Below are 8,506 nucleotides of genomic sequence, written 5' to 3' on the forward strand. Positions count from 1 at the left end.
TGTCGTGTACTTGCCCGAGAGCAGGCCGGATGCCAGCGGCACCCGCGCGAAGATCGCGACCTCTGCCGCGGCGGCCGCCGGAAGCACCTCGTCGAGGGGCTTCAGGCGGAAGGGATTGACGATGATCTGCACGTTGGTCACCCCCGGGCGCGCTACCGCCGAGAGCGCCTGCTCGCACGTCTCGACAGAGACGCCGTAGGCACCGATGAGACCGTCTTCGACGAGCCGGTCGAGCGCATCGAAGAGCTCGTCGGCCGCGATGACATCGCTCGGTGGGCAGTGCAGCTGAACGAGATCGAGGGTGTCGACGCCGAGGTTCTCACGGGAGCGCTCGGTCCAGCCCCGGAACGCTTCTTCGGTGTAGTTCTCGCGCAGCTGGTCGACGCGCCGGCCCATCTTCGTCGCCACGGTGATGCCATGATCGGACCGCTCGGCGAGGAAGCCTCCGATGAGCTTCTCCGAGCGGCCGTCCCCGTACACATCTGCGGTGTCGAAGAGCGTCACGCCGGCGTCGGCGGATGCCGCGAGCACCGACAGCGCGTCATCCTCGTCGACCGCTCCCCAGTCGGCGCCGAGTTGCCACGTACCGAGGCCGATTGCTGAGACGAGACGGCCGGTTCTTCCGAGGGGGCGCTGCTGCATGCATCCACTCTGCCACCCGCCGCCGACGTCCGGGCCGGGAACCGCCCGCGAAGGCCCTAGGGTATGGCCATGCCCGTCACCTACCACCGCGCCACGGCGGCGGACGTCGCGCCCGAGACGCTCTACCGCATGCTGTGGCTTCGGCTTCGTGTGTTCGTTGTCGAGCAGCGCGCGGCGTACCCGGAACTCGACGGCCGCGATATCGAATCTGGCGCCGAGCTCATGTGGGCGAGCGACGGTGACGAGGTGCTGTCGACCCTGCGGATCCTGCGCGACCCGGCGCAGATGCGCATCGGACGTGTGGCAACTGACGCCGCAGCCCGCGGGCGCGGCATCGCGGCAGAGCTCATGCGTCTCGCCGTCGCTCGATGCGAGGAGCGGGAACCCGGGTTGCCGATCGTGCTCGACGCACAATCCCAGCTCGCAGACTGGTACGCGCGTTTCGGGTTCGAGGTGTCGGGCCCGGCGTTCTCGGAGGACGACATCCCGCACGTCCCGATGCGCCGCCCGGCGCTCGGCGACTGATCCCCGCCGCGCCCCGCCGCGCCCCCGCGAAAAAGCCCAATCCCGCCGATCCAGCCCGCGCTGCCGGCTCGTTCGGCGCACGGCGGAAACGGATACGTGGTCGAAGCGTGTCCCGCGGTCGGATGGATCAACCACGTCACCGTGACCGTGCACGGCGACTCCGCGTCGGTCACTTCAGTCGAGATCTGTGACGGTGAGACCTGTGTCAGGGGCCCTGGCGACACCGCGGGCGACCTGGCCGACCTCTGGTACTACGTCGACCGGGACGGCAGCACCCGGAACTTTGACCTCGGGATGTCGACCCCAGAATCCGTCACCGTTCGCGCATTCGGAGCCGACGACGCGCTCCTGAACGAGTCCACGGTCGCGCCGGAGTGGGTGCGCGTCGGCGGCTCCGAGCAGTGTGGCGGTCCCCACGAGGGAACTATCGACGTCACGATCTGACGGTCTGCGGCTCAACCAGCCAGGCGCTCGCGCAGAAAGTCGACCAGCAGCTCGTTCGCGCGATAGGTCGGGTGGCCGGGGACCTCGGCCGAGGCATCCGTCAGTACGGAGTGCGCGTTCGCGGGGATACCGTCGGGATTGCCCGGCGACGAGTCGATCTCGAAGGCGCGCCAGCCCTCGCCGAGCAGACGCTCGAAGGCGGCGAAGCGCTCCGGCGGCACGCTGCGGTCCTGCGTGAATCGAAGCCCGAGGGCACACAGGCCGTCGGAGGCGCGGCGGGTGACTGCCGCCTCCTCGATGAGGCTCAGCCCGGTGGCGGCCCGGCCTGCTCCGATGGGAGGCGGCATCGCCGGCTGCGAAAGCACCGGGGCCAGCACGCTCTCGTCGGCGGCAGCGGCAAGCGCGAAGCCGCCCGAGAAGCACATGCCGATCACACCCACGCCGGGTCCGCCGCATTCCGCGTGCAACTGACGGGCCAGTGCCCGCAGATAGCGCGCGATCGGCCGGTCGGCGCGGCGGGCGAAGGCCGCGAACTCCCGCGAGACGCACATACGAAGCGCCGAGCCCGCGATGTACCCGCCGCTGATGGGACGCTCAGGCGTACCGATCACCGACGGCATCGCAACCCGAAAGCCCGCAGCAACCAGGCGCTCGCCCAGGGCGATCACCTCGGGGGTGGCTCCGGGCAGCTCGGGCACCAGGATGACTCCCGGCCCCTCGCCCCGGTAGTAGACGTCGTGGCGCACCCCCTCGTGCTCGAAGGGGATCATCCGCCACCGCGCGAGAAGCTCGCTCACGCGCTTAGTCAATCACCCACCGGCACCGGGCGGCCGCAACCGCGCATGAGCCGGTGGCGGCCGGCGGTCGCAACGGCGCATCCTTTCGCCGACACGCCGCGCCCCGGCATCCATCACCCGGCAAGTCGCACCCCCCATGCGCCGTTGCGACAAGGCGCCAGCCGGATGACGGATGACGGATGACGGATGTCAGTCCGCGGCGAAGAACTCCAGGCCGGCGGCGCGGAAGTCGCGGGAACCGGGGGTGTTGAAGTGGTGGCGGCCGGGGATCTCGACGAACGTGCCGTTCGGGGTCGCATCGGCAAGTCGCCGGGATCGCGGAAGAATCGCGTCCTCGCTGCCGGTGGCGAAGAGCACCGGCTGCTGGGGAGGCCGGGCAGGATCGGGATCGCCTGCCTCACCGAACCGCATGCCCTCGGCGAGCGCGACGAGTGCCGACAGATCGTTGCCCGCCACCCGTTCAGCCAGCGTCACGTAGTTGTTGGTGACCCTGTCGGTGACCGGCGCACCGTCGGCGACATACGCCTTCGCCTGGTCGAGCTGGAGCCGGGCCAGTGGCGTGCCGTCGGGGATGCCACCGAGCACCGCGCGGGTCACCAGCTGCGGGCGGTCGACGGCAAGCTGCCATCCGACACGCGCACCGAGGGAGTATCCGAGATACCGTGCGGAGTCGATCAGGTAGGTATCAAGTACTGTCGCGAGATCGTCGATGAACGCCCGCATCTCATAGGCACGACGGTCGTGCGGCTTGTCGCTCGCGCCGTGCCCCCGCTGATCGACACCGAGAACGCGGAAGCCAGCTCGGGTGAGGTCGCGGACCCAGCCGGTGTTCACCCAGTTGTCGCGGCAGCTCGACGAGAATCCGTGGACGGCAAGGACTGTCTCGGCGTCCGGGTCTCCCCACGAGTAGGTGGCGATGCGGTACCCCTCGCCCACCATCACGTACTGCGGGTCGGGCATCTCGGTCAGGGGGCGCGGTGCGGCATCCATGGCCCCATTCTTCCGCCGCCCGGGCACGGTGCGGGGCGGATGCCGAAAGTCACGGCGCGTTCAGTGCGTGTGCTGCCCGCTGAATCGCCGCGAGCGCTGCTCCGACCGACGGCACTGACCGGGCACTTCGCCGGGTGATCGCCGAGACCCGGCGCGGGGCGTGGTCGGCGAGGGGGTGGACCGTCACGTCCGGGTTCCGGCTCGCCCGCACGGCAAGGGAGGGAAGAACTGCCACTGCCATGCGCGTCGCGACCAGCGCCTGGACGACGACGTAGTCATCGGTGCTGTGACGGATGTCGGGAGTGAACCCTGCGGCCGAGGTCGAGGTCAGCAGGTGACGGCGGCAGCTGATGCATCCGGTAACCCACTGCTCGTCGGCAAGATCGTCGAGACGGATCTCTGCTCGGGCCGTCAGCGGATGCCCGGGGGGAAGGATGATCTGCAGCGGATCGACGGCCAGCGGCGTGCGGTCAGCGTCAACCGGCACCGACACGTGCCCATCGTCGTACTCGAACACGATCGCGATGTCGCACGCGCCTTCCTCGAGCGCGCGAAGAGCCTCCGGTGGTTCGAGCTGTTCCAGCCGCAGGTCGATCCCCGGGAATCTCTCGGCCAGGTCGCTCACGGCACGCGCCGCGATCGTCGCGCTGGCCGAGGGGAAGGATGCGATCCGCACGCGGCCCGCACGCAGGTGCGCGTGGTCGGCGAGCTCGTGTTCGGCATCCTGCAGAGCCGCAGCGAGCGCGTCGGCGTGGCGCAGCAGGGCACGTCCGGCATCCGTCACCACGACCCCGCGTCCCTCGCGCGCGAGAAGTGGAACGCCGGCAGCAGCCTCGAGGCGACGGACGTGCTGGCTCACGGCAGGCTGGGTCCAGCCGAGCACCTGCGCGGCGCCGGTGAGCGACCCGGTGCGTCCGACCTCACGGAAGATCAGGATGCTCCGGGGGTCGAGGGCCGGCAGCGCCCGCGGTGCTTCGAGGTCAGCGTGCGTTTCGTGCGGCTCCATCGAATCCCTATTCATTAGCACTGCTTTGGTTTTGCCATACAAGTATGCCGTTGTGCTGAGGTATCACCCAGTGGTCTCGTTGGAACATGAGAACGATCGGGCTGCTGGGCGGCATGAGCTGGGAATCCACGGCGGAGTACTACCGCATCGCGAACCAGACTGTGCGCGACCGGATGGGCGGGCTGCACTCAGCGAAGATCCTGCTGGACTCCGTCGACTTTGCCGAGATCGGCCGGATGCAGCGCGAGGACCGGTGGGACGATGCTGCCGACCTGCTCGCGACCCACGCCCGTGGTTTGCAGGATGCCGGCGCCGACATGGTGCTCATCTGCACCAACACGATGCACAAGGTCGCGCCCGAGGTCTCCGCGGCGATCGACGTTCCGCTGCTGCACATCGCGGATGCCGCGGCAGCTGCCGTCCAGGCGGCTGGATTGTCGCAGGTCGGGCTCCTCGGGACCGCGTTCACGATGGAGCAGTCCTTCTATCGGGAGCGCCTCGCCGAGCATGGCCTGGATGTCGTGATCCCGGGGGATAAGGACCGCGAGCTCGTGCACCGCGTGATCTTCGACGAGCTCGCGATGGGCATCGTCAGTGATGGGTCGCGCGCCACGTACCGGCGGATCATCGAGGATCTGGTCGCCGAGGGCGCGGAGGGAATCATCCTGGGCTGCACCGAGATCGAACTGCTCGTGACAGGGGAGGATTGCCCGGTACCGGTCTTTCCGACGGCCCGCCTGCACATCGAGGCGGCTGTCGAAGCAGCCTTCGTGTGAGCCGGGGCCCGGGAGTGCGGCGCGTCAGTCGGTGAGCTGCTGAATGCGGATGAGGTTGCCGGCGGGGTCGCGCACCGCGCAGTCCCGCACGCCGTAGTCCTGATCGATCGGCTCCTGCACGATCTCGGCGCCGGCAGCCTCGAGTGCCGCAAAGGTTGCGTCGAGGTCGCGGGCTGCGAGGTTGATCCCAAAGTACGAGCCCTTCGTGATCAGCTCGAGCAGCGTCGTGCGCTCCTGGTCGGTCAGTCCCGGGGTGGCGGCCGGCGGATGCAGCACGATCGCGGTGTCGGGCTGGCCGGCCGGGCCCACTGTGATCCAGCGCATGTCCTCGTACCCGACATCCAGCCGCACCTCATATCCGAGAACGTCCCGATAGAAGACGAGCGACTCCTCGGGGTCGAGGTGGGGAAGAAAGCTCGAGTGGATCGTGGTCTGCATACCGCTCACGGTAGTCGCCGCTTCCGGTCTGCGCTTCTCGATTCCTGATCAACCCGTCTCCTCACGACCCCCTGTTGCGTGTCGGCGACCTGCCCTAACCTTCGGGCATGAACCGTGACGACCTCGAGCAGTGGCTGCTGGATTCCGACCCGACACTACGGTGGCAGGTTCAGCGCGATCTGATCGGAGCGCCCGAAGATGTGTGGCAGGCGACGCGGGCGAGCATGGCACACGAGGGCAATGCTGCGCGGCTGCTCGCGGTGCAGGATGCCGATGGCCAGTGGGCGGGAGGCGCCTACTTTCCGGCCGGGTATCGGGGCGAGGGACCCGGCCAGCCCTGGACCGCGACGACCTGGACCCTCACGACGCTTCGCGAGTGGGGACTGGATGCCGCGGCCCTGGCGGGCACGGCAGAGAAGCTGCGCGAGAACGCGCGGTGGGAGTATGACGACCTGCCGTACTGGGATGGCGAGACCGACGTCTGCATCAACGCAATGACCCTCGCCAACGGCGCCTGGCTCAGGGCCGACGTGTCACCGATCGTGGAGTTCTTCGCGACGAAAGCGCTTCCTGACGGTGGGTGGAACTGCGAGTGGGTGGAAGGGTCGACGCGGTCGTCGTTCCACTCCACGATCAACGCGGTGCGCGGCATCCTGGCGTATGAAAAGCTCACGGGTGACGACACCCTGACGGCGGTCCGCCACCGCGGTGAGGAGTATCTGCTCGAGCGGCGCCTGCGCTACCGTCTGGCGACCGGCGAACCGGTGGGTTCATGGGCCGATCTGCTGATGTACCCGTACCGTCACCCGCACACCGCGCTGAAGGCGGTCGACTACTTCACCGAGGCGGCTGCGCACGATGGCGTACGCCCCGACTCCCGCATCGCCGAGGCCATCGAACGAGTGCGGGATGCCCGGCAGTCGGATGGGCGATGGCTGCAGGGCGAGAAGCTCGACGGCGCTGTCTGGTTCCCGCTGGATGTCGAACCGGGCGAACCATCGAAGTGGGTGACATTCCTCGCCCTGCGCGCGCTCGGGCGCTGGGATGCCGCGGTCAGCGGCGAATCGGCCGCGTGACCTGCTTCGCGACACAGGTACGAGTACGGACTCTCGCCGAAGGCCGCCTTGAACTTTCTGCTCAGGTACCCCGCCGACATGTGCGCGCCCCGCGCGAGTTCCTCGACATTCAGGGGCGCGGCGTACTCGCGATCGATGCGGTCACGCACGCGGCGCAGGAGCACGAAGTCGCGAAGCTCGTCGGGAGTCGGAGGCATGGTGTCCCGAGTCTCACACGATGTGGCGCGCACTGTCGACGCGGGTGCGGCAGGATCGAGGGCATGACCACGGCTCTCACCGCAGACGGCCTGCGCGTCGTCACGGACGACCACCTGGCGACGCTGTCGACCCTCGCGCCCTCGGGCCTCTTTCACGTCATCGCTGTCGGATTCACGTTGGCGGATGGCCTGGTGCGCATCATCACAATGGACGGCAGCCAAAAGGTGCGCAACATCGAGCGCGACAGTCGCCCAGATCGCCGGACCGCAGTGGCTGAGCGTCGCGGGGCATGCGACGGTGTCGCGGGATCCCGACGCAGTCGCGCGCGCGGTGGAACTCTACGCGGCGCGATACCGACAGCCACAGCCCAACCCACGTCGAGTCGCGATCGAGCTGCAGCCCGAGAAGATCATGGGTTCTGCGGGACTCGTCGCCCCGTAGCACTGAGCCCGGAGAACAGTTATGGCACACGCTCCCCACCACGATGTGGTCGTGATCGGTGCCGGGCTGGCAGGACTTCGGGCGGCGATCACGCTCGGACACGCCGGACGCGACGTTCTCGTTCTGGAAGCTGCCGACGCTGTCGGCGGACGGCAACGCACTGACGTCGTCGACGGCTTCCTCCTCGACCGCGGGTTCCAGGTGCTCAATCCCGCCTACCCCGCCGTGCGTCGGTGGATCGATGTTCAGGCTCTGCGCCTGAAGCCTTTCCCCGTCGGCGTACACGTTCGACGCGAGCACGGCGTCGAGGTGCTGGCCGACCCGCGCCGGCATCCGTCGATGCTCACTGCCGCGCTTCGCAGTGGTCTTCTCGCTCCGCGGGAGGCTGCCGGACTTGCGCGATGGGCCTTGCCGGCGCTCTTGGCCCCCCGGAGGGTGATCCGCCGGGCGACGGTCGGGCGCGATCTGCCGGTACGTGAAGCGTGGGATCGTGTTGGGCTGACCGGCCCGCTGCGGCGCGAGGTGCTCGAGCCGTTCCTCTCCGGTGTCATCGCTGACGGCAGCTTCGACACCTCCGACGCCTTCGTCCGACTGTTGATCCGCATGTTCGCGCTGGGGCGACCGGGATTGCCAGAACGTGGCATCCAGGCTCTTCCCGAACAGCTTGCCGCCTACGCGCGAACGCTCGGCGCTGAGATTGCGGTGCAGCGCCGGGTGACCGCACTCCGTGAGACTGCCACCGGCGTCGAGGTCGATGTCGCCGGGACAGCCCCGGTGATCGCAGGAGCGGTGATCGTCGCGGTCGGGCCGGATGCGGCATCCGCACTTACGTCGATTCCCGTGCCGCCGACTCGCGGCCTGCAGACGTGGTGGTTTGCGACGGATACCGCGCCCTCGGCATCCGGAATGATCGCCGTCGACGGCACGCGCGCCGGACCGGTCGTGAACACGGCGGTGATGTCGCACGCCGTGCCCTCGTATGCGCCGAAGGGCATGCACCTCGTTCAGGCGACGTGTCTGCTGCAGCGGGCGACGCGCGGGAGCGTCAACGAGGCGCCAACGGAGGTGCAGGTGCGGCGGCACGTCACTCAGATCTGGGGCGCGGATGCCACCGACTGGAGCCTGCTGCGACGCGATGACATCCCGCACGCGCTGCCCGCGCAGTCAGCACCG

At 68.8% G+C, this 8,506-nt stretch carries 11 protein-coding genes and 1 pseudogene; 6 read left to right on the forward strand and 6 right to left on the reverse strand.

Features of this window, described 5'->3' with window-relative positions:
- On the reverse strand, positions 1–642 hold a 642-nt coding region (locus Q1V87_RS10160), incomplete at its 3' end, for an aldo/keto reductase (protein ID WP_300592231.1).
- Between the two features lie 69 nt (positions 643–711).
- Between Q1V87_RS10160 and Q1V87_RS10165 the strand changes: the two genes are divergently transcribed.
- Positions 712–1,167, forward strand: coding sequence for a GNAT family N-acetyltransferase (locus tag Q1V87_RS10165; protein WP_300592233.1), 456 nt, complete (start codon positions 712–714; stop codon positions 1,165–1,167).
- Positions 1,168–1,263: 96 nt separating this feature from the next.
- Positions 1,264–1,611, forward strand: coding sequence for a hypothetical protein (locus Q1V87_RS10170; protein WP_300592234.1), 348 nt, complete (start codon positions 1,264–1,266; stop codon positions 1,609–1,611).
- Positions 1,612–1,622: 11 nt separating this feature from the next.
- Here Q1V87_RS10170 and Q1V87_RS10175 read toward each other — a convergent pair whose 3' ends face one another.
- The 3 genes from Q1V87_RS10175 to Q1V87_RS10185 form a co-directional block, all read right to left on the reverse strand.
- Positions 1,623–2,408 carry a dienelactone hydrolase family protein gene (locus Q1V87_RS10175; protein WP_300592236.1) on the reverse strand — a complete coding sequence of 262 codons (786 nt, stop codon included), beginning with the start codon at positions 2,406–2,408 and terminating at the stop codon, positions 1,623–1,625.
- 189 nt (positions 2,409–2,597) lie between these two features.
- Positions 2,598–3,398 (reverse strand): alpha/beta fold hydrolase, encoded by an 801-nt coding sequence (locus Q1V87_RS10180; protein ID WP_292708741.1) that lies wholly within the window; start codon positions 3,396–3,398, stop codon positions 2,598–2,600.
- 49 nt (positions 3,399–3,447) lie between these two features.
- Positions 3,448–4,404 (reverse strand): LysR family transcriptional regulator, encoded by a 957-nt coding sequence (locus tag Q1V87_RS10185; protein ID WP_292708739.1) that lies wholly within the window; start codon positions 4,402–4,404, stop codon positions 3,448–3,450.
- An 86-nt stretch (positions 4,405–4,490) separates the two neighbouring features.
- Between Q1V87_RS10185 and Q1V87_RS10190 the strand changes: the two genes are divergently transcribed.
- Complete coding sequence (locus Q1V87_RS10190) at positions 4,491–5,180, forward strand: aspartate/glutamate racemase family protein (RefSeq protein WP_300592238.1); 690 nt, start codon at positions 4,491–4,493, stop codon at positions 5,178–5,180.
- Between the two features lie 24 nt (positions 5,181–5,204).
- On the opposite strand, the gene Q1V87_RS10195 is transcribed toward Q1V87_RS10190, so the two are convergent.
- Positions 5,205–5,618, reverse strand: coding sequence for a VOC family protein (locus tag Q1V87_RS10195; RefSeq protein ID WP_300592241.1), 414 nt, complete (start codon positions 5,616–5,618; stop codon positions 5,205–5,207).
- A 107-nt stretch (positions 5,619–5,725) separates the two neighbouring features.
- On the opposite strand from Q1V87_RS10195, the gene Q1V87_RS10200 reads away from it, so the two are divergent.
- Positions 5,726–6,694, forward strand: a complete 969-nt coding sequence (locus tag Q1V87_RS10200; RefSeq protein ID WP_300592244.1) for a squalene cyclase — start codon at positions 5,726–5,728, stop codon at positions 6,692–6,694.
- A 14-nt stretch (positions 6,695–6,708) separates the two neighbouring features.
- Here Q1V87_RS10200 and Q1V87_RS10205 read toward each other — a convergent pair.
- Positions 6,709–6,891 (reverse strand): annotated as a pseudogene (locus tag Q1V87_RS10205) (AraC family transcriptional regulator); the annotation flags it as partial.
- A 63-nt stretch (positions 6,892–6,954) separates the two neighbouring features.
- On the opposite strand from Q1V87_RS10205, the gene Q1V87_RS16305 reads away from it, so the two are divergent.
- Both Q1V87_RS16305 and Q1V87_RS10210 read left to right on the forward strand, forming a co-directional pair.
- Complete coding sequence (locus Q1V87_RS16305) at positions 6,955–7,497, forward strand: pyridoxamine 5'-phosphate oxidase family protein (protein ID WP_366945432.1); 543 nt, start codon at positions 6,955–6,957, stop codon at positions 7,495–7,497.
- A partial coding sequence (locus Q1V87_RS10210; RefSeq protein ID WP_366945434.1) for an FAD-dependent oxidoreductase occupies positions 7,385–8,506 on the forward strand: 1,122 nt, incomplete at its 3' end. The genes Q1V87_RS16305 and Q1V87_RS10210, both read left to right, overlap by 113 nt.

It is taken from the genome of Microbacterium sp. (assembly GCF_030149085.1).
In the GTDB taxonomy this organism is placed as follows: domain Bacteria; phylum Actinomycetota; class Actinomycetes; order Actinomycetales; family Microbacteriaceae; genus Microbacterium.